At 43.4% G+C, this 25,308-nt stretch carries 18 protein-coding genes; 1 reads left to right on the forward strand and 17 read right to left on the reverse strand.

Features of this window, described 5'->3' with window-relative positions; translation table 11 throughout:
* Positions 1-63: 63 nt before the first annotated feature.
* The 12 genes from CA600_RS03460 to CA600_RS03515 all read right to left on the reverse strand — a co-directional run bounded on the left by CA600_RS03460 (position 64) and on the right by CA600_RS03515 (position 16,288).
* A complete protein-coding gene (locus tag CA600_RS03460; protein ID WP_094868936.1) occupies positions 64-591 on the reverse strand; it encodes a redoxin domain-containing protein in 528 nt (175 codons plus the stop codon).
* Positions 588-1,307 (reverse strand): ABC transporter ATP-binding protein, encoded by a 720-nt coding sequence (locus CA600_RS03465; RefSeq protein WP_094868937.1) that lies wholly within the window; start codon positions 1,305-1,307, stop codon positions 588-590. Before CA600_RS03465 ends, CA600_RS03460 begins: the two co-directional genes overlap by 4 nt.
* Positions 1,300-2,121, reverse strand: a complete 822-nt coding sequence (locus tag CA600_RS03470; protein ID WP_094868938.1) for an ABC transporter permease — start codon at positions 2,119-2,121, stop codon at positions 1,300-1,302. The genes CA600_RS03465 and CA600_RS03470 overlap by 8 nt, the downstream gene beginning before the upstream one ends.
* 2 nt (positions 2,122-2,123) lie before the next feature.
* A complete protein-coding gene (locus CA600_RS03475) occupies positions 2,124-2,681 on the reverse strand; it encodes a nitrous oxide reductase accessory protein NosL (protein ID WP_094868939.1) in 558 nt (185 codons plus the stop codon).
* Positions 2,678-4,039, reverse strand: a complete 1,362-nt coding sequence (locus CA600_RS03480; RefSeq protein ID WP_256989709.1) for a right-handed parallel beta-helix repeat-containing protein — start codon at positions 4,037-4,039, stop codon at positions 2,678-2,680. Before CA600_RS03480 ends, CA600_RS03475 begins: the two co-directional genes overlap by 4 nt.
* Before the next feature lie 574 nt (positions 4,040-4,613).
* Entirely contained in the window at positions 4,614-11,402 is a 6,789-nt protein-coding gene (locus CA600_RS03485; RefSeq protein ID WP_094868940.1) for a stalk domain-containing protein, read from the reverse strand.
* 109 nt (positions 11,403-11,511) lie between these two features.
* A complete protein-coding gene (locus CA600_RS03490; protein WP_094868941.1) occupies positions 11,512-12,453 on the reverse strand; it encodes a hypothetical protein in 942 nt (313 codons plus the stop codon).
* Positions 12,454-12,869: 416 nt separating this feature from the next.
* Positions 12,870-13,628 (reverse strand): ABC transporter permease subunit, encoded by a 759-nt coding sequence (locus CA600_RS03495; protein WP_094868942.1) that lies wholly within the window; start codon positions 13,626-13,628, stop codon positions 12,870-12,872.
* Entirely contained in the window at positions 13,625-14,368 is a 744-nt protein-coding gene (locus CA600_RS03500; RefSeq protein WP_094868943.1) for an ABC transporter permease, read from the reverse strand. The genes CA600_RS03495 and CA600_RS03500 overlap by 4 nt, the downstream gene beginning before the upstream one ends.
* Positions 14,365-14,586, reverse strand: coding sequence for a hypothetical protein (locus CA600_RS03505; protein ID WP_256989710.1), 222 nt, complete (start codon positions 14,584-14,586; stop codon positions 14,365-14,367). Before CA600_RS03505 ends, CA600_RS03500 begins: the two co-directional genes overlap by 4 nt.
* A gap of 18 nt (positions 14,587-14,604) precedes the next feature.
* On the reverse strand, positions 14,605-15,186 hold the full coding sequence (locus CA600_RS03510) for a TetR/AcrR family transcriptional regulator (RefSeq protein WP_094868944.1): 582 nt from the start codon (positions 15,184-15,186) through the stop codon (positions 14,605-14,607).
* Positions 15,187-15,277: 91 nt separating this feature from the next.
* Positions 15,278-16,288, reverse strand: coding sequence for a fumarylacetoacetate hydrolase family protein (locus tag CA600_RS03515; RefSeq protein WP_094868945.1), 1,011 nt, complete (start codon positions 16,286-16,288; stop codon positions 15,278-15,280).
* Between the two features lie 159 nt (positions 16,289-16,447).
* On the opposite strand from CA600_RS03515, the gene CA600_RS03520 reads away from it, so the two are divergent.
* The gene (locus CA600_RS03520; protein ID WP_094868946.1) at positions 16,448-17,470 is read left to right on the forward strand and encodes an MBL fold metallo-hydrolase; all 1,023 of its coding nucleotides are present in this window, start codon (positions 16,448-16,450) and stop codon (positions 17,468-17,470) included.
* Positions 17,471-17,921: 451 nt separating this feature from the next.
* Here CA600_RS03520 and cydC read toward each other — a convergent pair whose 3' ends face one another.
* The 5 genes from cydC to CA600_RS03545 form a co-directional block, all read right to left on the reverse strand.
* Positions 17,922-19,652 carry a thiol reductant ABC exporter subunit CydC gene (gene cydC / locus CA600_RS03525; RefSeq protein ID WP_094868947.1) on the reverse strand — a complete coding sequence of 577 codons (1,731 nt, stop codon included), beginning with the start codon at positions 19,650-19,652 and terminating at the stop codon, positions 17,922-17,924.
* A complete protein-coding gene (cydD, locus tag CA600_RS03530) occupies positions 19,649-21,436 on the reverse strand; it encodes a thiol reductant ABC exporter subunit CydD (protein WP_094868948.1) in 1,788 nt (595 codons plus the stop codon). Before cydD ends, cydC begins: the two co-directional genes overlap by 4 nt.
* Positions 21,437-21,504: 68 nt before the next feature.
* Positions 21,505-22,521, reverse strand: a complete 1,017-nt coding sequence (locus CA600_RS03535; protein WP_094868949.1) for a cytochrome d ubiquinol oxidase subunit II — start codon at positions 22,519-22,521, stop codon at positions 21,505-21,507.
* A complete protein-coding gene (locus CA600_RS03540; protein WP_094868950.1) occupies positions 22,518-23,885 on the reverse strand; it encodes a cytochrome ubiquinol oxidase subunit I in 1,368 nt (455 codons plus the stop codon). The genes CA600_RS03535 and CA600_RS03540 overlap by 4 nt, the downstream gene beginning before the upstream one ends.
* A gap of 537 nt (positions 23,886-24,422) precedes the next feature.
* Positions 24,423-25,274: a GNAT family N-acetyltransferase gene (locus CA600_RS03545; RefSeq protein WP_094868951.1), complete on the reverse strand. Its 852-nt coding sequence runs from the start codon at positions 25,272-25,274 to the stop codon at positions 24,423-24,425.
* Between the last annotated feature and the right edge of the window lie 34 nt (positions 25,275-25,308).

Below are 25,308 nucleotides of genomic sequence, written 5' to 3' on the forward strand. Positions count from 1 at the left end.
GCTAAAGCCATAATAAAAAAGATAGCTTCAACAGCCATCTTTTATATCTTTGGAGCAACCTCCTCATTTTATGTTTTTCGCATCCTCCAGCCATTGCTGCAGCAACGTGTAATCTTCGATTTCGCCCAGCCTAATCTTTGCGATCTCTCCATCTTCATTAATTATGAAGGTTGAAGGAAGCGCAGTAATTCCAAAGGCTATAGAGATTTTCCCGGTAACATCAATAGTGACAGGAAACGAAAACTGGTGTCCTTTCAGATATTCTGATACCGTCCCTTTAGATTCTCCAACATTAATAAACAACGTTTCAACCTGATCCCCCGAAGACATGTGAATATCATTCAGCAGAGGCATTTCCTGCATGCAAGGCTTGCACCATGAGGCCCAGAAATTAAGCAGCACTCTTTTCCCCTTGTAATCCTTCAAGGTAATTTTTTCGCCGGTAAGTGTAGTAGCTTCAAAGTCAGGAGCGGCAGCCCCCACTTGAATCCTTTCAGATGGAACCTTGTTTTCATTATCTATAAATGCCCATACGACGGCCCAAATAGCCCCGACAACGACTAGCAAGGCAATGATTCGGTTTATCCTCATCTCAGACCCAGACTATGATTAAAGGCTGCGTATAAAGAACCGAATTCTGATTGAAAACCTTCAGTCGGACCTGAACCAACACATTTTCCATGGTTGAGAAAAACAATTTGATCGGCTACCTTATCTGCTATTTCCAGTTGATGAGTTGAGAACACCACCGTATATCCTTCTGCCTTTATGCCTTGTAGCAGATTAACGAATTTATTCATCCAGAAAGGGTCGAGACCGTTGGTAGGCTCATCCATAATCAACAATGGCGGTTTGGCTATCAACGCTTGACCGAACAAGATACGCTGACGCATTCCTTTGGAGAAAGTGTTTACCAGAAGATTACGTTTGTCCTCTAGTCCTACTAAGACGAGTATTTCTTCGACTCTTGCTTTCCTTTTAGGAACTTTACGAAGCGCTGCCCAAAAAGTTAGAATCTCTGCAGCAGACAGACCATGTGTAAACTGATAATCATCAGGCATATATCCGATCTGCGTCGAGAATTGTTTGCGTGAATCACTCCAGCGAAGACCATTTACGGAAATTTCACCTGCTGTTGGCTGAAGAATACCTGCAATCATCCGCAGAACTGTGCTTTTTCCTGCCCCGTTTCCGCCACATAGCGCTAATATACTTCCACGAGGAATTTGAAAACTGATTTCCTCTACTAATGTTTTCTTTTTTATAATCTTAGAGATTCCCTTCACATTTACAAATAAATTATCCACGGGAACGCCCCCTTTCCCAAATCCAATAAACGAATAGAATCGAGGTTAGTATCCAAATCAGGCATACTCCCACAAACAACAAAGTACCGTTAGATCCTCTAATCCACTCTACCCACTGGTAGTACTCAGGTCCCAGTACTGAGCCTCCACCTAGCTTTATCACAACGAATAAACGTACTAGCTCCGCAGGATTCAGAATGGTGAGTGCCACGAGCAGAGGCTTTATCCAGAGATAAGGTAGTAAACCTAAACCAGCTATCAGAAAAGTCGGCCAGCCAATGACCAAGAAGAACCATACTGCGACGGACACCGTCAGGGCTTGCCAGCGGTTACCGGACAATGAACCAATCAATAAGGCAATCGTCAAGAATAATATAACCAGACCGGCTGAAAAAGCCAGAAAAAGAAAGTACGTACTGGAATTGAAGGCCATGCCCATCAATCCAGACATCATCCCCATCAACCCATAACCAAAAGCCACAATGATGAGCAGCACAGAGGCCAGTCCCATATACTTGCCCAGAATAAAAGAGAACGTTCCAATTGGGTAAGTTGCCAGCAGTTGCCAGCTACCCTCCTCCTTTTCCGAAGTTAAAGAGAAGGAACCTAAAAACAAGGTCATTAGAGGCAAAAGATAAACAATAAGACTTAACATGGAACCCGTGACAGCTGTATACCCTTCGACCACATTTTGTGAATTAATTAGCAAAAGGCCTAAACTAAATGTACAGAATAGGCCCAAAAAAGAATAAGCCCAAGGATTGCGAAATCCCATTTTAATTTCTCTACGGGCCACTTGCAGCATGTCAGCCATAATTACATGCCCGTCTCTTGGTCATTATGCATACCATCCTGATCCTCAGACATATGGTCGTCCATATGACCTTCTTCACCATGCATATCCATATTCATATTATCCGTATTTTGTTTCCATTCATGGGATGCCAAATCTCCGGCAGTCAGTACTGTACCTACCCCTTGCTCCTTTACAAAATCTTCAGCAGCAGTGCTATCCTTAAAGCTAATTACACCATAGGCCATAGGTGTACGCAGAGACTCATCATAGACATAGCTCGCTTTGCTAAATTCAATCCACTCTTTGTCGTTGTAATCCCTGACATAGTCCATTCCAATGTCCTTGGTCCCGTTCTTTTCCTTCCATTCGTTCATACAACCAATATCATCAAACTTATAATTTTTACCATCTTTGGTCGTCAATTGAGTGGCATAAGCATCATCCTTAACCTGCATGTTGCAAATCACACAAATATCTACCGCTTCATTTATAGCCAAAGGTTTGTACTTCTTGACTCCACAAGCTGACAAGACTAACAAACTCAGGACCAATATTAAACCTACATTCCATTTTTTCATAATCGTAATACCCCCAAGTATATTATTAAAATCACTGAAAAAAACATAAGCAGCCAACCTACTATCATTACTGATCCTTGGCCTCCACTTGTCTGCCCTTCAGCGGCCGCACCTATCTCCAATTGCATTAGCGGAGTCGAGTCAGTAGACCACTGTGCTTTACCGTCTGTATACATATCGCTTAAAAATGTCATGCCTGGTGATTGGAAAAAAATCTGATAAGCAGCAGTTTTGGAGATTAATTGCTGGTAAAAGGGATTAATTGCATAAGAAAGATCGCTCATGCCATCCCCAGTAAGATCAAGACCCTCGAATGAATCCCAAAAATTACTGTTCATCTCATTATTCCTGCTTCCTGTCGCTTGTGCCTCAATGACATTAGCAACAAAACCATTGCGTTGAAAACGATTACCTTCTGCTTCTTCAAACTGAATTCCAATATAGTTCCGCAGCACAAGGTTATTCTGGAGGTTGTTGTCTGAAGACTGCTGCATATAGATCCCCACACGATTTCCTTCCACCACGTTGTTCACAATTTTTGAGGTATGCACATCATATAGCAAAATCCCTTGGGAATGGACATTCTGTCTCTGCTTGCGAAAAGAATTGCCTGAAACCAGAACATCTTTCACTCCCATTATCATTGCTCCCGTCACATTGTATTCCCCAATGTTGTTGGTGACCGAAGAGCCATTGATATACATACAATGAACACCATAGCGTAAATACGAAAGCTTGTTCTGGTCAACTACCGTATTGCGACTGTTCTCCAGATAGATGCCATCCCGCAAGTAAGAGATTTCATTCTCACTTATGTTTGTTCCGTGAGAGTTATATAGGTCAATCCCATTGCCCCTTGTTCCCGGAGCAGTCCCTTTTGGAATAAACCAGCGGATTTTATTATTTGCAATAATGCCACCGTCAGCCTCACGTAATACAATTCCAAATCCCGCAGTATGGATCGTCAAATTCCTCAATATAAACCTATCTGCTTCCACCTGAACCGCTGCCGCATCCTCGTCGTTGTCTTGTTGAATATTCAGATTTTCCAACTGTACGCCTTCAGAGAGAATAAGGACAGCAATCTTAGCGTCTGGAGAAGAGTTTACTAATGTTGCTCTTCCCTCTCCACTGATGGTCAGCCTTTTGTCAATGCGAACCGGTCCCAGGTAAGTTCCCGGAGCGAGGGAAATTGAATCTCCGCTGCGAGCCGCATCAATAATCGGCTGCAGTGGAATCGCTTCCGGATTCGTATTAGTTGCATTACAATAGGTTGGTGTGATAAAGAAGAGAGTAGCTAATATCGTGACCAGAATTCTCAGAATGCCTGAATGATAGTTTCTCTTGGCTATAACCACTGCCCCCTTTTTTTACGATCCTTAGATACCTCCGAAGCTTGCATCAGTTTCATCATAAATGGTTCATACCGATTCAGCCTCCCGTTTCTCTGCGAACCAGTTGAAGAAGTGCACGAAAAAGTTGTTTTACCTGCGCTATTTTCGCTTAGAATTGCTACTGACTCACCTAATAATGAATGAAAGCTTAATTCCTTCAAAATATTGGATTGATTGTACCCCCCACTATATCGCGAGATTTCTATTGCTAGAGACGTTTTGTGCACACTAGTTTCAGTATCGTGAGCGCTCCTCTATGAATACGCTTTAAGTGTAAATAAAAGGAAGATAACTGCCTATAGCTCAATGTAGCTATACTCGTCAAAAAGATGTGTCTTTTTTATGATTTATGTCATATCTCTTTGTAAAGTATCTGACAATCGATTTCAAAAAAACGGTATATGTGATTTATCGAAATGAGTTACTTAAAAATAGTAGCTTGAATGCTATAAATCCTCGAAATTGCAAAAAAAAGTCCTGATAAAGTTATCATCAGGACTTTTTTAATAGCTATGAAAATAAATTTTGTTAGCGAATACTATTTCATGATACGAATGGATTTTGTAGTATTATCGAAGAATACATCTGCACCAAAATACTCAGCAATGAAGCGTAATGGGAGCATAGTACGTCCGTTTACAATTTCAGCAGCTACATCCATTCCTGGTGCAAGTTCACCGATCGCAATCGACAAAGTCTTTCCTTCCAAGGTAATCAGTACGGTTTTCGTAATGTTATCCCAGCCTACTTTTGCTCCTAAGCTCTCGGCTACGAAGCGTAGTGGTACTAACGTTCTTCCTTTAACGACCATCGACGCAACGTCCATACTCATTTCGTTTCCGTTTAATTTATACCCTGTCTTACCTAGCGTAAATTCCAATATCACAGGTTCAGGCTTCGTTGTAACGAAGATATAGCCTAGCCCTTTTGCTGTGAAGGTAAATTTACCTGTCTTATGGTCATAGTTACCGCCTAAACGTTCCATGCTACCGTCTAACCGAAGAATGACACCGCATAACATGCTGATATCGTTATTCAACAACTTCTCTTTTGTCAGATCGAAGGTTACGGGTATAAGCCCTTTATACTCCTTTATTTCCCGGTCATCCGCGAAGATCTTCAACTCATAACCCCGCCCTATTACTAAGTCTCCTTCATCTACAGGTTTAATGACAATCTTCATTTTCTTGCCTGTATTCAATTGCTTCAACAATTCAGGTGATAATTCAACCGAAACGGTGTCATTCGTAACGATTAGTGGTTTGTCAGCTTTAATAATTGCACCGATCGTATCGCTATGAATCTCAAGCTCGTCTATTCCGGCTGACAACGTCAATTCTATGGAATCGCCCTTCTTCAGCTGCTCTTTGATTGTAGCATCCATACGATCCGCTACTGATGGTTCTGGCGAAGGCGTCGGCGTACTGCTTGGGCCACCTGAACTTTCGCCATTGTTATTACCGCCGTTGTCATTGGCAGTAATTACGATAGTTAACTCTGTCGTATCCCTGCCAGCATGATTGGAAGCCGTAACAGAAAATTTGTACGTTCCCGCTTCAGTAGGCACCCCTGATATCACACCCGTAGCTTCTTCTAAATTCAACCCAACAGGTAAATAATTATCACTCACTGTCCAAGTAACCGGTTCGTCGCCGTATACCGCTAATGTTACCGTATAGGGTTGTCCAGCTTTGCCGTTTGGCAGATTCTTAGTGATAATCTCTGGAGCTGTATCTACTGGCTTATCCTCTTTAATCTCGATGCTTAATACCCGCTCATCTTTACCAAAGTCATTCGTTGCTGCAACATTAAATTCGTAATATCCTGCCTCTTGAGGTGTACCCAAGATTACGCCGGTTGTTTCATCTAGGTTAAAATCTGCTGGCAAAGCTCCTCCCTGGATCTTCCAAGTCATCGGTTGGCTGCCATATACCGCTAATGTTGCCGTATACGGTTGTCCTACTTTGCCGCTTGGCAAGTTCTTAGTTATAATTTCCGGAGCTGTGTCACCGTAGACGTCTTTAGTGATCACGATATTGAACCGTTTCGTGTCACTGCCTGCTTCATTATTAGCTTGAACTTTGAACGTAAATTGACCCCATTGATCGGGTGTACCAGATAGAATTCCTGCATCTTCATCCAAGCTTAATCCTGATGGCAATTGACCCTCTACAATGGCCCATTTGATCGGTTTATCGCCATCAGTGGTAAAGACTGCCAAATACGGTTGTCCAACTTTGCCATCCGCAAGCGAATTCGTCGTAATCGTTGGCGCCGTACCTGCGCCTTCAGCCCATTTCGCATATAATTCAATATTCCATGTAACAGGATCAGCAACGAAATCCCAGGCATCGTTTAATCCTGCATCTTGATACCAACCGTCGAAAACCGTTTTTTCTTTTGTCGGCGCTGTTGGCTCGGTAATTGTCCCGCCCAGATCAGCGAACTTCATTGCAACATCGCTGCCACCATTAGAATCAAAAGTCACCGCATAAGGGTTGTGTGCACCGATGGAAGGTGTTCTGCCGCTAAGTGGGTTGCCGAAGAAGTCTGTTCTCTCCGTCATATGAGGTAGAGCATTCGCGCGATCCACATATGGGCTCACAATTTCGGCACCTGTACCAAAGGCCAGGTTATTACCGTCAGCAAGACGGAACCCGTTCATCGCACTATAATCAAGCTTGGCATCAACTGTTCCACTGTTAGTAATCCAATGTTCCGGTGTAGATTTATAATCATTTAATATAGAATGTAGTTCCTCATCTGTTACATAGCGGTTGTCTGTTGCAGTTACGCCTGCACCTAGATACCCGCCCCCGCCTGCGTTCATGCTACCAAAAAGATTAGCCGGATACACAATGTTGTTCGTAAACCGTCCGGCTGCAAATGGAGCTGATGTTCCTCCGCCTTTCAGACCAACATGGTTGTTTTCCCCAGTGTAGGCAAAAATATTATTCTGGAAATAAATGTTCAAGTTGGAGGCTGTCGGGTCAAACACTAACGAACTGCTATTCTTTAATGGCGTGACGATAACATTGTTATAGTATAAGCCGCTTAATTCCTCGCTCGTTGAAGAACCCCCCGCTAGTAATATAAGACTATTAAAGCTCTTGTTAAAATCCGGGCTGCGACCATCATTCACGCTAATGTTATACCGAACGATATTGCCCTTGGCAGCATTCATCTGTAAATACCAACCGCCATAGTTATTTCGGCTGTAATTGTATTCATATACATTGTCCTGACAATAGTTGTCTATGTCCCAAGCCATACCGTCATTGCTAGCATGATAAGGGTTATCGACAGCTTCATTATAGCGGAAGATCGTACCTTTACTTGCCATAATCCACGCGGCCGCATAGTTTTGCGAACCTAGATATGTTGGGTTTGTATTATTTGGTCCCCAGTTCGTAACCAGGTTGCCGCTCTTATCGCTTAGATAGCTGTAACCGTTGTCTGTGACCACATTTCTTTCCACAAGGGAGTTGTTTCCCCCGGACATGACAATACCATCTCCAACCGAACTTGAAACCCAGTTGTTTCTAAACACAGCTTTTGATGCCCAAGGATAGCTTGAGTTACTCCAAGTAATACCTGTGTTATTGGTCCCTGGATTGCTTGGTCCATAGGCATTATTGCGAATACCTTCATTATCGCAGCGAAGGGTTTTGTTGCCTTCAACCAATATATCTACATAACCATTAATAATGATGCCGCCGGACACCTTATTTGCTCCATTTGCTTGGTGCAGCCCATTAACATCATGAACATAGTTATCTCGAATAACGATTCCTTGCATACGAGCATCAGCATACTCTTGAATATTAAACTGACCTTGACTCAGCTTGGAAATCCGCGACATTACAGCGATACCGGAACGGCCGTCACCTGCTGCATTGCCGATGTTCGTGACTTCAATTCCACTGACTACCCAATAGTTAACGTCATATAACTCAATGGTACCGTTTAAGGAAATCCCTGATGGGCTCGACGCTGTTCCACCACCATTAATGATCGGTCGTTGGTTAGGATCGGTCGTATTATATTTTGTAAGCGTAATCGGATTTCCTTCCTCACCATTGCCACGCAGTCTGATTTGTTCATTCCATACGCTATTCGCATCCAGATAAATGGTTGAACCCGGCATAAATACATATTCATTAATCTTGGAGATTGATTTCCAAGCCGTAGCCGGAGTGAGTCCATCTTCCTGATCGTCACCGTTATTGGAGAAATAATAATCACGGACTTCAAGGGGTACAATGTTCAACTCGAATGTGATTTCGGCAGGATGCAGATTAAGTCTAACCGTATATTTTCCCGGTACGATATTATTTCTTGCGAATGATTCTTTGTTAATCTTCAATACATTACCGCTAACCGTATAATCCACATCCCGGAGTAAAGTTACAGTGCCGATTTCCACTCCAGCTAGATCCGCCAAATCAGGATTTACGGTGATATTATAGTCATCCAGACCCATAACATATGTGCTGTCTTCCAAGTGACTATACTCTTTAGGCAACAGCTTTAGCGTAATAGAAGCTGTCCCGGTTTGGGCTGTTTTTCCACTATCGATAACATATACGTCATCGATAAAATGTTTGTTCTGTATATCCTTAACCGTTCCAGCCTTGTTGCCCCAGTTTGTAGCAAGCTGCAATGCATCGATCTTGGAAATATTATTCTTAACTTGGGTATCAAAATTGCCACCATCTGTTGATTGCCTTTGAAGGTCTTGTCCATCGATTTTATAGGTCGTTCCCGTTGATGTAACGAACCATTGGAATTTATGCCAGCCTTCGCTTCGCTTGACATCTACAGGATAGAATCTTCCGGATGAACCGGGTCTGACTGCGTAATGGGTCAGATTTTCCGCCCAATCACCATCTCCATTGCCATAATTGATGGCGATATGTTCATTGGACGATGGGGTTAAGCCAAAGACAGCATGGTCATTGGAACCCGCTCTGCCATCATCATAGTACCAAGCAGTAACGATTGTTGTCTTACCGGTTGCAGGGGCGTAATTATAGGTACCTGGAACAGTAGCCACCTGACCGGCGCCGCTTGATGTCGCGGCCTTTCCTCCGGTACGGGACATCACATCGCTGTGAACATATCCGTTCGCACCATTTGAAAATTTCTTCTCCCCTTCAAACCCATCGTAAAACATAGTTTCAGCCTTATTGAAGTAATCAACGCTCACTTGAACAGTGACCTCTTCGTTCCCTGTCGGAACATAACCTTTCTTAACCGTCACGAATCCGGCATCATCCACTTCAATCTTATCCTTGTCTTGATCCGCTGGGCTGAAGCTGATGTTATCAGCAACGAACACATCAGCAGTGTCAACGATTAACCGCGTTTTATCTCCTGCACGCAGAGTATCGTTCTGGCGAATTAACGCAATGTTAGCTGAATATCGGGTGCTCTCCCCTGATTCAGCAGAGTCTAAGAATCGTGATGTTGCGTTGCCGTTTGCTGTTACTTTAAATGTATCATTTAAAGTCGGGGACAAAGCCACATCACTGGTTGTTGCTGCAATCGGGCTTCCATTACCCACTCCATTCCTGAAGAGTTGAACCGAATAGGCAGCTGCGTTAGCGACACGGTCCCATGTAGCGTATGTGCCGTTCCATCTGACATTTACCGGTACAGGTAATTTCTCGATCTTTAATATTCCGGATGCTGCAACTTCTTCACTGATGTCTCCCACATTATTAATGACAATGGCTGTAACAGTGTAGTTGCCCACTCCCAGTGCCCTAGCATAGGGCAGAACATGATGCCTTTCATGATTGTTAGGCTGGTCGGGTCCCCCATTTTTCGATAAATAATAACCAACAGGTCCACCGTCTTTGAACAGTGTTACAAGGGTATCTCCGTAATTGGAAGCACCACTATAAATGCCCGTATCTGAGTCAAGCATCGGGTTAATTGGCGCATTCACCTGTGTATTGGTGGTTATCAATAACGGTACAGCATTGGATTTCACCATAACTCCCTCTGCCGAGGACACTTCGCAATAATAGAAATTGCCTTGTTGTGAAGCTGAGTCCACATTGGGAAGCGTTAATAGCGCCTTAACAGCTCCGCTGACTTTTGTCCCGTTCAAGCCAGTCTCGTCATTAGATACATACCACTGATAGGCTGAAGCAGCGGCTGATGCCGCAACGCTAAATGTTGCTGTCTCACCTTGTTTCACTTTTGCCGCTTTTGGCTGAGTGATTATTTCTAAATTTGGCAATCCACCGGGTGGTACCAAATTCAATGTTAATGTTCTGGTTTCTGTTGCTGTAGCCACATCTTTAACAACATAAAAATCGTCGATTAGATGTTTATTTTTAATATAAGCTTTGTTGCCTGACTGGTTGTTCCATCCTCCAGCTATTTTAGGCTGAATGGTTGTACCGCTCTTCATAGCTTTGTAAATATTACTTTGCGCTGAATCGGATATTAATGTTCCGTCTATTTGTAAAGTCGCACCATTCGGTGTAATGAGCCACTCGAATTTATGCCAGCCTGTGGAACGTAAAGCCCCGCTATCTTTCCAACGGTTGCCTGCTGTACCCGCTGATGATGGTGCATATGCCCAAGTATATCTAGTCGGGTTATGAATAACATCAGCCTCTGAGCTTTGATAGAATGTCCCGGCAAAGGTGGCATTTTTGCCATCTACAATAGCAAATTGAGTTCTATCCGTCGCTGTCTTCTCCTCATCAGGATACGGGTCAAAATACCATGCCGTCATCTTGTAATTGCTGCCTGCCGGCAATGCCACGTCTTGGGCTACATTTTCATTATTCGTATCATTCGAAGGTGTAATCGCTTTCAATCCAGAACGGGACTGAGCATCGGACAGCGTGTATGACGAGCCTAATTTGCCCGTTGATGTCATCGGACCATTGTTGTTCTCGAAGTCCTCCATGAACAACACATCGGAGTCATGGTAATAACTCGCCGCGGCCGTGATTGTCACCGGGATGCCCGGAGCGCCTTGTGACGCAAAGGTATAACCGCTAGCTAAAGTAATGTTCCCCTGATTATTAACTGTTAAAAGATTTGTATTACTGGAATCGTAATTAACCTCGTCAATAACCGGTCCTTTCACCAGACTGCTTAAAGGCGAACCTTTATAGGTAAGATTCACCCTGCCCGCCTGACCTGCCGCTTGTGTCAATTCTAGTACAACAGAGTCAAAAGATTCGCCCCCTCCCGCAGCTGACACTTCAGATGAAGGCGCCAAGCCGAACAGACCAGGGAATACCAACGAAGTTGCCGTAATCATCGACAAAGCTTTTTGCATCCATTTTGATCGTATCATCCAAACACTTCCTCCCTTTGAAATTAATAAATGAATACTTTATAAAAAATCTTCATCTATAGAAGTCTCAATAGACATAGATTCTTATAAACTTAAAAACATAACTATTCTAGTTCACTACTAATTCACTGAATTGATTAGCGTTATACACGATCTTCAACTTATTGGTATTTGCAATTAACGCTCGTAAGTCAGATTCCGCCCATCCGTATAGAATGGAATCCTTCACTTCTTCCAGTTTAAGCTTGGAGATTTCCGGTTTTGTGATTAATGTGGCAATGACATCTTCACCCATATATTTACCGATTACTGTCTCGCCTACAGAAGCAGCAGCTAATGACTCCCAGAACTTAAGAGATTCGGTATCTTCTTTAGATATGTCCAAACGATTTAGCACTTTCTCTTCCTTAGCCTGCCCCGCTATCGCTAACGTGGCCGTTAATTCATCAGCAACACGAACATATTCCGCACTTTTTGAAGCATACTCAACTTGCAACTCGGATTCGCTCATTTTCGTTTTTTTAAGCTGGGTTTCTACCAAATCCGGCCAACGGGCGCCACTTAAATATTGCATGTATTGATATAAGTCAAACTGAGGCAACCCATAGTAAGTCCCTCCTGAATCATCCATCTTTGTTCGCTTAACATTTTCATCTTCCATGTCGGATTTTAGCTCATCGAAGCTTTTGTATGGGGCGATCCCCCGCTCATCTGCAATTAATTGCTCCTGTTTGGTCTTTAGCAATGCAGACATCGCAGATTTTTTGGCGTATTCAGATGGGGTTTCATGATTTTCACCGTATTGACGTGTCCAGAAGCCCTCATCTACTTGGGCCCCATAAGTTTTGAAGAAATAGTCTGTCGTTATAGATCTTTGCTCTTTGACATAAAATTGAAATTCTTCTTCTGTTACGGCGTATCCGCCTACTGTGAATATCAAATTTTCAGGCAGTCCCGCTTTTTTGTTAGTTAAGCTCAACACGAGTAAAATAAGAACAATCAGAGCGATAAATAAGATAATCACTGTTGGTTTTCGTCTTTTAATCCCCATGACGCCTCCTTTTCCAATATTCAATCTAGCTTTGCAAGAAAGCCTATGACAGCATAATTCGTCGCCGTTGTAGGAGAAGTTCCCAAATTTAATGCTTAGACATCATTGTAAGTTTAGCCGCCCCCTAATGTAAGCGCTTATTTAGACTGGATTTGAACAAATTTGACTTATAAAAATTGTCCTAGTTCGCAATTATGCGTGTGCTAGGGGATCAATTTCCACAAGAAGGACCATAGCGAACTGTTCGCTATAACACCAAAAAACACAAATGGCTTCGTCCTCTGAAAACAAAGGACGAAGCCATTAGATATTAACGTTTAAATGCAATTATAGATGATCATAAATTTATGATAGTAACAGCTGTAGCTCGAAATCAATCCATAAGAGAATTTACAACCTTATAATGAAACCTGAAATTAGGCATCCCGTTTACGGTAAAATACAATAGCAACTGTAATAAAGATCAATGTCCATAACATTGAAATACCTGTCCCTTGCATAGATGTAAGGACATTTATCTCCTCAGAGGAGCGCGGCATATACATATAATACCCTGCCATATCCGGAAAATAATTTGTAATACCAGGCAGAAAATTTCTCAGCAGTGGACTTACAATGAAATAATAACCAAGCAGTAACACTAAAGCAGGCGTGGTTCGCCTTAATAAAGCACCTATAGCTGCACTGAGAAGTGTAGTTAATGTTAGATAGCCTGTTGCACCTGTTAATGTTGTTATCATAGTGTCTATTGTAATCACTTCTGCTGTATCTTCCATCCTAATAAAAGTATATAGTACACCTGATCCAGCAATAATAAACGCCACGGGAATAGTGATGATTGCCAACGCAAAATGCTTCGTGCATAATTGAAGCCCGCGCCAAGGTATCGTAGTTAAAGTAGTTCTAATCTGCCCGCCAGTATACTCTGAACAAGTAGCTAAAATACCAAGAATAATAAACCCCGCTTGAAGATATCCCATAGAAGCAAGTCCTATATTCAGTATACTTTGCGTTCCTGCTGCCCCTTGTTGACCAACAGAAGTAAAAGCTGCAGCTACAACTAAATTAATAATGAACGACCCCATAAGCGTGAGCCATATCGATGGTAAGGTAACTAGTTTTTCCAGTTCAGCACCAAGTATTTGTGTTATTTTTCTACTAGATGAAACACTCATGCTGCAACGTCCCTCCTATGGAATACAATAGCTGCAACTATGAAAAGAACAGCTACCCAAATAGACATGATTAAACCGCCTGTGAATGGGGTGTTAAATCCGAGGCTCATAAACATATCAGCGCCAGCTATATCTGGTAAGTAAAACGCTAACTTTGTAATCTTAGAAAGCAGGAAACTAAATGACACAAGTGATGAATTTATCAAGAGTACAGTAAGCGGGATAATGCCATTCTTAGTAAGTATAGTAATCCCAAATGCTAAAAGAGCAGTAAATGTCCAGTAACAAACTGCACCGATAAGTTTAGACCATTCCAATGCAGGGGTATATTCACCAAGAATAAGATGGGTTGCTGACACAGTTGTCATAATAGCAACAATACACAGCAGTATACTAATCACTGTCACAGCCCCTGCTTTTGCCAGCAAAAAATGAAGTCGGGATGAAACAACAGTTAAACTTGTTATAATCTGTTGTCCTCCACCCGATTCACTGCTCTCTGTCATATACTCACTACTAACAGCAAGCACGCCAAGAAGAATGACACCTTGCACACCATAAACTAATCCAATATAGCCAACTTCCGCTAGCCTTGTGCTAACACCAGCAATAATCTCCTCTTTTTGTGCGGTACTGTCCAAGGCAGCAATGACCGCTGGGGCAAATGCTCCAATGAAAGAGGCAAGCCAAATGCCCGGCAGGGAGAACAATTTTGATAGTTCCGCCTTGAATGCTCTCATACAACAACACCTGTATTCTCATTTATCAGGGCAAAATAGGCATCCTCCAGCGTGGAATGGTTACCTTTTACTTCTTCCAATGTTCCATCTGCAACGATTGTTCCATGCTTAATAATCACCACATCATCAACTGTTGCTGCAAGCTCTTCCATTAGATGAATGGATAGAAACACCGTGTTTCCAGAATCAGCCCGTTGACTTAAGTGTTGACTTCTCATTAAATAATTTAATAATGCTTATGACTGAGCCAAAATTCCTTTAACAAACAATGAGACACTATGCTTGTAGAACTCTTCCTCGGTGACAAATTGGGATTGATATTGCCGGTGAATCAGCTCGCTCATCTGAAATCCGTAGCACATCGAGAGAAAAGACATTGCGACAAGACGCTCATTCTGTCTGGCTATAACTTTTTTCTTCTGCAAGCGTTCAAAATATTCAACCAGCAAGGAGTGAAGCTTCGCTGGCGGATCGGCCAGCACTCTGTCTAATTCGGGAAGCATTCCTTTGTCGCGGATGCCAATTAAAATGATGTCCGCATTTTTATGGAAAAATAAACGGTACTGCTGACTTACATTCAGCAGATCGACTTCCGGGTTATCGGTCGCTTCCTCTTTTAACAGCTTCTCAAACTGCGGGATATCCGAATGTCTTTCAATGATGGCTTCCAATATGCCTTGCTTGTTTCCAAATTGCCGGAAAATCGTAGATTCATTAACTTTAGCTTCCATTGCAATGGCTTTGGTGCTTACTCCCCGATAGCCATTCTTTTTGATGAGACGTGTCGCGGCTTCAATAATTCTGTCTGAAGTTTGCATTGTACTTCTCCTTTAACATATGTTAAACCCATTCTACTACAAGTATTGCACATGCAGCAGGATCGGGGTCATCATTTTCATAAATGTTTATTTAAAGCAAATCGCTTCTTTTTTCCCAGCGGCTTGGTTCCGTAATCTTGATATGATCGGGCACCAATTGCGTGAGCGTACCTAATTTATCAAATGTAATCTGGATTCGGTCAGAGGGCAACAACCATTGTTCGGTCTCGATTGCACAGCAATCCGGTATCGTCCCCATTCCAATAATCGTGCCCGGGAGCGGCGTGAAAACTTTGAGAACCTCCTCCATCACTTTTGTAGGGTGTGCAGAATACTCAGATGTGCTACCCTTCCAGTGCAGTCTTTCCCCGATATATACATTCACATCCAGTCCCATCGGATTGTCGATTTCATCCGGCGTAACCAGAAATGGTCCTATTCCTTTGCTGTGATCAAAATCTTTGCAGCGCGTCGGTCCGGTCAGCGCCAGGAAATCCGGCCATTGCACATCGCGGACAGTACTGTCGTTAAAAATAACATAACCTGCAATGCAGTTCTCCATTCCTGTAACAAAGGCCAGCTCTGGCTCGATATCCAGGTAGGAAGAGTAAGAAGGCCAATGAATCGTATCCCCATCGCCAATTAATGCATTATGGTTACATTTGTAATAACTGAAAGTTACTTTATTCGAATCTTGCTGGTATTTTTCAGCAATTTTTTGTTTGAGCTCTTCTCTTTCTGGCCCTGTATATTCTCTTTGCAGCAGATTTACGCCAGCATTTCTCAGATGTCTTGGCGTCAGCCCGAAGTCGATAAGCGCAGCCGGATTCGGAACTGGCGGCAGCAGTTTTACCGCTACAATCGGGCAGAATTCATTTTCATTGAATTGATGCGACTGTTCGACAGCATATTGCATCAATTCCTTAGCGGCATCAAAACTTGCCGGCAAATAATGAAGATAGCGGTCCATACTTTCAAGACTGTCAACGAATGTTCCCTGCTTTTTCATGATTGCGGCAAAAGACACGACAAATTTCTCGTTAATTACAAGCCCAAACAAAGGTTCCTGGGATGTCTTGGTTCGAAAGGTTACTAGCTTCATGTTGCTCGCCTCCATCTAGTGTGATGTTGTTCTGTTACTATCTTATCGCATGGAATAAATGCATGCAAGTACTTGCTTGCATTTCTGTTTTCCATTCTCTATAATAAAGCCATAGTCAGTATGCCTTACCCCAAAAACATACGAAAAAGGAGAATTTTCATGAAGTATGGACGTATTATCCAAAAACCTCGCGTTAAATTTATTGAAGTCGCAGATAGCGTCTTTGCCGGTATTTCGCCGTATCGCGGGATTAGTTGGGCCAATGCCGGCTTCATCAATAAGGGTGAAGGACTGGTGTATGACACGTTCTTCGATTTGTTCCATGCGCGGGAAATGCGGGAGACTTTTATGGAAGTAAGCAACGGCGGCTCTCCCGCATATGTGGTGAACTCGCACTATAACAGTGACCATGCTTGGGGAAACAAAGCGTTTGAAGATGCTTGTATTATTATGCACAAGGAAGCCTCCAGAGAGCGTCTCACCGAAAATATCGCCTGGATGGACAGCGTCATCAGAAGAGGAAAGGATTCTACGGAATCGACTCCGGGTGAGCGGTTTTTTGCAGCGGAATTTGAAGGATTCGACCTGGAGGGCGTAGAATGGGCACTCCCGAATATTGAGATAAAGGACGATATCAACATCCGTCTTGGCGATACGGAAGTTATGATTTACAATGTAGCTCCAGCCCACTCTGACAGTGATTTGCTGTTGTGGATGCCAAAAGAAAAAGTGCTGTTCGCCGGCGATGTCGTGTTTAACGGTTGTACGGCATACAGCGAAGAGGGAACCCTCAATTGGGTTAAAGTGCTTGATCGCATTATTGATGAAATTAAACCCGAAATCGTTGTTCCAGGACATGGCGCCATTTGCGGCTTGGACTTCGTGAAGGAGCAGAGAGATTACCTCCTGAACCTGATCAGCGAGTTCAACAAGCATTACAATGATGAAATTGATTCCTTGTCCCTGACCAAGCAAATGGATATTTCCCGCTTCCTTCATTGGATTCAGCCAGAACGCTTATATGTTACAGTGGATATCTTATTGAAAAGCAAACGAGGGTTACCCCCCCTTCCAATTTGGAACGAGGTGCCTGCTAAGCTGGAAGACATGAAAGCTTTTTTGGCTGGAAAATATGACAATCAGATCAAGCCATGGGACCCTATGAGTGTTTGGCAAGAATAGCAATTTAAAGCTAACCTACGAAAAACAAAAGAACGGCCCTGTCGCAAACGATGCGAACAGCGGCCGTTCTTTTGAATTGTTCCACGGAATTAAAATCGGTGCTTAGAAACGATTATGATAAAAAATGGAGAAGGACTTATGACTTACTAGTAGCACTCTCCTGAAAGGATATAAGAAAAATTTGTTGTTAAGTGTATTATTGTGCTATCGTGTCGTTTAGCATAATCTACGCACCGAAGCTATTTATTTAGTTTTATCTTTGCGGATAACCAACCAAGTACTTTTCCATTTTAGGCGATAAAATAAAAAAACGCTCCCTGCATGGATTTCAATAATGGATCCTATAGGAAAACATTAAAAATAAAAGCCCTACGTATCATGCCAAAAGGGGAATCCTCCTTTAAGTAATCTAGTTAAAGGAGCTGGAGTTTGGGGAGTTGAGGTCACTAAATCAACATACGTCAACTTCTCCGATCATTTGCTGTTCGATTTTTTTCATTTCATAAAAATAGCCTTTTTGCTCCATCAACTCCGAATAGGAACCCGTTTCGACTACCTTACCTTGGTCCATGACCACAATTCGGTCCATCTCTTCCAATCCGGTAAGCCGATGACAAATCAGGAGAAGCGTGTCATTAGCTGCTTGTGCGAAGAGATGCTTCAAAACCTGTTGCTCTGTCACATAATCCAGCGATGAAGTTGGTTCGTCCAGAAGCCATACGCGTCCTTTGCGGAGCATCGCTCGCGCCAGAGCCAGTCGCTGCTTCTCGCCGTCTGAGAGATTCTCCCCTTTTTCATACACACTATCGGTCAACGATGTATTGGGCAGCTGCACTTTAGCCAGCACATCAGACAATTGTTCGTCCGTATGTTCTTCTCCATTCAGCAGCAGATTGTCCCGAATCGTGCCCCTGAAGAAATGGCTTTGCTGCAACACCACATTAGCCGTCTGCCAAATGCTCGACTCATCCAGTTCCTTTACCGAAATGTCGTTTAAACGGATATCGCCAGCCGTTGGTGTTCGCAGCTTGAGCAGTAATTCGATAATCGTTGATTTTCCTGACCCACTCGGCCCGACAATCGCCGTTTTGGAGCCCGGTAAAATGTGCAGAGAGATATCCCTGAGTGCCGGTCTCCACTCCCCTTCATATTGAAACGTAACATCGGATAGTTCCATCGTAACAGCATGATTAACAGACATTGTGCCACTTGGCTGCGAGAACTGCTCATCAAAGGTCTGAACTGTTTCCGTCAGTCGGTTGGCTGCGTGTTCGCTATCCTCTTTATACGCGGGTAATGTGGCCATAGCTGTCGCTTCTTCAAATACGGTTTGTGATGCCATGACCAGCATGGCAAGAAATACGCCTGCAAGCGCACCTTCCATAATTAAATAGGCGCCAAGCGTCAGCACTCCCCAGGAAACGAGAAACGTAACAAAAGTGTGCATCGATTGCCCGCGCAGCAAGTGCCCGGAAGCTCGTTGCTGTTCAGCTGCCAATACAGCGGAAGCATGCTGAAGATGCTCCTCCCGCTGTGCCAATTGACCGTATACTTTCAAATCCCGGAAACCGTACAACACTTCGGTAACTTCCGTGGACAGCTGCGCCCTCTGCTCACGAACGCGTCCATGTATTCTCCGCTGCCCGAGTAACACAATTCCCGGTACAACGAATGCCGTTATCAGCATACCTAGTACAAATAAAACGGCAATCCAGATCGAAAAGGTAGAAGTAAACAGCACCGTAGCCAAAAATACCATGACGACCATGATCGGAGGATAAGCGACTCGCAAAAAATAATTTTGCAAACTTTCCACATCTCCAACGATCCGCGCAAGCAGATCCCCGCTTCGATTTTTGTTCAATATACCAGGCGTTAAAGGAATAAGCTTGGCAAAAAAGGATGTACGTAAACGGCTAAGCATGGAGAATGTCGCTCGGTGAGAATACAAGCGTTCTCCATAACGACTCGCCGCCCGAAGCAGACCGAGCAGTTTGACCATCGAGGTGAGTACAATCAAAGTATAAAGCGGCGGCGCAAACACTGTTTGCGAGATCAGATACCCGCTCGCTGAAAAGAGTGCCACTCCGGCAATTCCGGCGATAAATCCACACAAAATCGAAAGAACGATATCCTTGCGCTCCTGAAACATCGCCTTTGATAGAACAGCCAACTCATTCATGATGATACCCTCCCTTTCCGCTCTATATTAACCATCTCGGCATACTCGGGCAGGCGCTTCATGAGCTCGTCATGTCGTCCGGAGTCCACCAATACTCCATTGTCCATAAACAAAATCTTGTCGGCTTGTTGAATCGTATATAATCGGTGAGCCACCGTAATCATCGTAGCCGTTTTTGCCAGTTTGGCAATGGAGCGTTGCAGTACCTGCTCGGTATGCAAATCCAGCCCAACTGTGGGTTCGTCAAACAGAATGACAGCAGGTCGCTTCAAAAAAGCGCGTGCCAAGGCAAGCCGTTGCTTCTCCCCGCCAGACAGTCCCCGGCCTCCTTCACCCACAAAGGTATCCAATCCATGCTCCAATTGGCCTGTAAGCGCATTAAGGCCAGCTTCCTCTCCCGCCCGCTCCATTTCAGCTCTGGAGATGTTTCCGCCAGCACCAATCGCAATATTTTCAGAAAATGTGCCTGCAAAAATATACGGATGCTGCGTAATGTAGCTAACATGTTCGAACCATACGGCCTCATCGTATTGCGAAAGTGGGTTTCCATTTACCAGAAGCGTTCCAGATTCTGGTTTCAGCAAACCGGCAATAAGATGAAGCAAAGTCGTTTTGCCGGAACCGCTTTTGCCAACGATGGCGATGTGTTCTCCTGGACTAAGCTGGATCAGACCCGTCTTAAGCTCGAATGAATCTGGAGCATACTGAAACCGTAGATGGTCAATTTCTATGGATGGCGGCATTGAAAGGTTGTCATTGTCGATCTCGTCGATTTCATTGGATGTTTCTACCTCTTCATTGCCATTCGCCTCCCTGCTCACCCCTGCCGTCTCCACAAGCATCTGTTCCACCTTACGAACCGCTCCCATACTTGTTCGGCCGCTGTGAAAGGCTGTTCCTGTATTTTTTAACAGGTTGTAAAATTCGGGAACGAGCAACAAAACAAGAAAGGCGGTGTGGAAGGTCATAGATTTGAAAACGAGCAACTGAATGGCCAGTTCGAGAGCGACAATGCCGATGCTTAACATCACGATCGATTCCAGCATGAAGGTATTCGTAAATGCAATCTTCAAAATTCCCATCGTAGCATCCCGATAACCCAGACTGCTGCGTTCAATCTCCTGCTGCTGACGGTTAGCCCGTCCAAATATTTTCAACGTCATCAGCCCTTGAAGAGAATCCAGAAATGTCCCTGAAAACTCAGCCAGTTGCGCATATTTTTCTTCGGATTTGTTCTTTGTTTTCAGCCCTACCAAAATCATGAACAGCGGGATAAACGGAGCTGTAAACAAGAGAATGAAACCTGTGTTGGCATGTTGAGTAAATGTAACGACCAAAATCAGAATCGGGATGATAGCTGCTTCCATCATACGTGGCATGTACTGACTGAAATAACTATCAGCCTCATCCACAGCATCCAGAGCAATGCTGACCTTCCCTCCCGTCTGTCCACTAAGAGTTTCGGGCATGGAAGCATGGGTCAAGTTTTGCAATACGGCTGCGCGCATATTTGTTTTGGCAGTAGCAGCCATTTGCAAGCCGACTATACCGTTTCCATACGACAACAGTGTGCGTACAGCCATAACTGCCAGAAGTATGCCGAGTAACAGGATAACCGATGAGAACGAAGCCCTCTCCACAAAAATCCGCTGGACTGCTTCAGCAAGCAATCCAGCCTGACTCACAATAGCTACGCCAAGCGCGAGTGAAATAACCGCTAGGAGGGCCATATTTTTCCTTTGTAAAGACATTTGTTGAGAAATCAGACTGGATTTCCTCTTCACAGATCACACTTCCTTTATATACAGGCTTGTAGAGAAACCTCAAACACGCCGTAATAGATCAATCAGCTTTATTTTTTCCCTTTTACATAATCCGCATCAAACAGGAAGAGTTTGAAGACCAGAATAAGGGATGGGATCAACAGACATAGACCACCGATAAACACAATAACTAACGCTAAGCCCATTGCTGGCGAAGTTGCACTGCTCTGAATCGTGATGAACGGATCAAGAATATAAGGGTATTGCCCAATTCCATATGCGAAAAAGGCACAGAAAAATTGCAACATGATGCATATAAAAGCTAATCCGTAACGGCGCCCGTTATATAACAGCCACATCGCGATCATGAAGAAAGCAACGGAAAGTCCCAGCAGCCACCATAAATCCATCATATTTTGAAAATGCCGCTCATTGTGTTGACCCAAATAAATAAATGCTGTCAGTGCAAGAATTATTGTCGGTGTACTCCAAAACAGGGCGTAGTTACGCATCAGCTTCAACGCAGAATGATCCTCTGCCCGAGATGCGTAAAATGTCAGAAAGGAGCCGCTTATGAACAAAACGGACACGATTGCCAGTCCAACGATGCTCCACGATAACGGATTGGTAAACAGCTCCCAGTAATCCAGAGAAACCGTCTCCCCCTGCTTCACGATAAAGCCGCCTTCAGATAAGGTTAGCGCCACTGACAACGAAGCGGGAATAAGTAAACCTGTAGCTCCGTATAAAAAAAGATACACAATGTTTTTCTTGGAGCCGTAATTTTCAAATGCATAGAACGAACCGCGAATCGCAAGAAGAATTACTGCAATGGTTCCCGGAACAAGCAACGCGGAGCCATAATAATAGGCTGTGTCTGGAAAAAATCCGACAATGCCAATGTAGAAAAAGATAAAAAATACATTTGTAATCTCCCAAACGGGTGATAAATAACGGGAAATCAGACGATTAATCAAATGATCCTGCTTCGTCAAACGTGCATAAAAGGCGAAGAAGCCCGCTCCGAAATCAATAGAAGCTATAATTAAATAGCCGTACAAGAACAGCCAGAGCACCGAGATGCCAATCAATTCGTAACTCATCATGCAGTGCCCCCCTTTTCTGTAGTAGATTGATCAGGATGATCCTTCATATATTTCTCCAGCTCAACTTCTGCCGGATTATTGTTGAACAAGCGTCTTAGCACGATTACACACATACTGCCGAGTACGATGTACAGGAGCAATAAGCCGAAGAAAATAATTCTTACATTCGGAGAAGTCGTGGCTGCTTCCTCTACACGCATATATCCACGGATAATCCAAGGCTGTCGCCCAACTTCTGCATAAAACCAGCCCAGCTCAACAGCCAGAAAAGCGAGCGGCGCGATCAGTGCGAGGATGCTTAGCATCCACTTGTTAAGCGCATTACGTTTTTTCCAGAACACAAACAGGAAATACAGGACCGCTATCGCGAGTAAGGCAAATCCAATTCCGGCCATTAAATCAAACAGGTAATGAACGAGAAGCGGCGGCCATTCATCTTTGGGGAATTCCTCCAGTCCCGTTACCTCTGCGTTAAAGTCTCCAAAGGCCAGGAAGCTGAGCACCTTCGGCAGATGAAGAGCCCCTAGAACTTCATGCTCTGCATTCAGCCATCCCATTAGAACCAAATCCACACCGCTACCCGTCTCAAAATGCCATTCTGCCGCTGCAAGCTTCTCCGGCTGATGTTCGGCCAAAAACTTGGCGGACACATCTCCAGCTAATGTGTTTAGCAAGCCGAACAGCAAAACAACCGCCATCATGAGATTCAAGGATTTTTTGTGGTATGCGGATACCCCTTTTCTCAGCATTGCAAAGGCTGCAATTCCGGCTAATAGGGCAGCTCCTGTTAAATAGGCCGAGCTTAATACATGGAACACCTTGGAGAACGTCGCTGTATTCAGCATCGCTTGCACTGGGTCAATCGCTGTGAATTGGCCTGCTTCCATGACAAAGCCTCCAGGCTGGTTCATGAATCCGTTCACCGTCGTAATAAAAACGGCAGACATCCCTGCACCGGCGACAATCGGAATCGTCAGCAGCCAATGGATATACGGATTTTTGAACCGATCCCACGTATACAAATAAATGCCTAGGAAGATGGCTTCAAAAAAGAAAGCGAACACTTCCATGAATAACGGAAGTGCAATAACATTCCCCGCCAGTTTCATAAAATTCGGCCATACCAGGGCCAGTTGTAGTGAAATCGCTGTACCGGTCACGACACCAACCGCTACAGAAATGACAAATCCTCGAGACCATCTTTTTGCCATAAGGGTATAATGGGGGTCCTTCTTTCGGATTCCTATGAACTCTGCTATAGCGATCATTAGCGGTATACCAACGCCAATCGTTGCAAAAATAACGTGGAACCCAAGAGTCAAGCCTGTAACCAGCCTGCTCCATAGCACCGTATCAATTTCCATTCTTTACTGCTCCCTTCAAACTCTGTTCATTTTTCGTCATTTGATGCTTATGATTAGGCCAGCTAACTGTAGGCTGCATTCAATATCAGATTAAACAAAGCTCAGAGACATCGTTGCCTGTTCGTTTTAGTATGACGTTCCTCGTTCTTTGCTATGTAAAAAGAGAAAAATTTCACAAAGCAAGAGATGGCGAGACCTATTTACCTGATACTGAAGCAATCCGATTAATATAGTGGCCTAATGATTAAAATTATCATATCTTAAATTTTTAGTAATTCAATCACTGAGACCTCTTCATCTCTAAACGTTCAAGAAAGGGACAAATCTTTTTAACAACTCGGTGAATAACACAAAAAGCATCCGAAGGAGCTATTGATTCATTAGCTTATATGTGATGCTACAAGTATTCTCGTATTTCGATGTTAGAGAAACACGATATTTTCTCATTCCAATCCTTTATATATACCCTTTTTTGGCAACAAAAAAACACTGACTCAACTCATCAGTGTTTTTGAATTAAAGCGAATATCATCTTCGTTATGACAAATCTTTTTTCATCTCATATTGCTCTATAAATACGTCAAGACCAACTTCTTTAAGGAAACGTATAGAATTTATATCTCTTTTGTCTACATTATTGACGGTGATGAGTGCATGTCTCTCTCCAATCCAATGAAATAAGGAACGTCCCAATCCCTGATTTCTTTTTTCTCGCAAAACGCCGAACTGTAGAACAGCTCCATTGGCTGATTTTATTACCGCGTATCCACAAATCTTGTTGTCTTCCATTATGGTGACCACATCGTACAGATGCGGGTTTCGTAAAATTGCCTCAGCGGATTGTTCCCAAGAAGGTTCGAAATTCCAATAAGCATGTACCGATGTCCAATCGAATTCTTCCAGTCGAACCATAGAAATGAATGTACGTCTATGATCGACCGGAAGGTTTACATTAATACGACCCTTGAAGCAAACTAATTCTCTATGGATTTGAAATCCTAAAGCACTATACGCTTTTATAGCTTTAACATTGGTTTGGATCACTTCAAGCAAACATTTTTGAATATTAGCTTCTTTGAGGATGGGAAAAGCATGACGATAAATTTGTGCGACCAGCCGTTTTCCTCTATATAAAGGAACGACTCCGGTACCGGTATTAAAGGCAGTTCTTTCGCCGTTACGCTCACCGATGCCATGCATAACAAATGCAACCTGCTTATCTTGATCAAAAGCACCGAATGACATCTGATAATTAACACCCGCACCTGCAAATTTATCAGCTAAATTCTGCTCAGAAACTTGAAATGGAATGACATAATCGGAGAAGGCTTCGTTAAAGCAAGTTGTAAACTCTTGTAATTTAATATCCTCAACATTTTTGATTAACATATAGTTCTTTCTCCTTTTCTTCTAACACTATTAC

It is taken from the genome of Paenibacillus sp. VTT E-133280, from assembly GCF_002264385.1.
GTDB classification, from domain to species: Bacteria; Bacillota; Bacilli; order Paenibacillales; family Paenibacillaceae; genus Paenibacillus_AQ; species Paenibacillus_AQ nitricinens.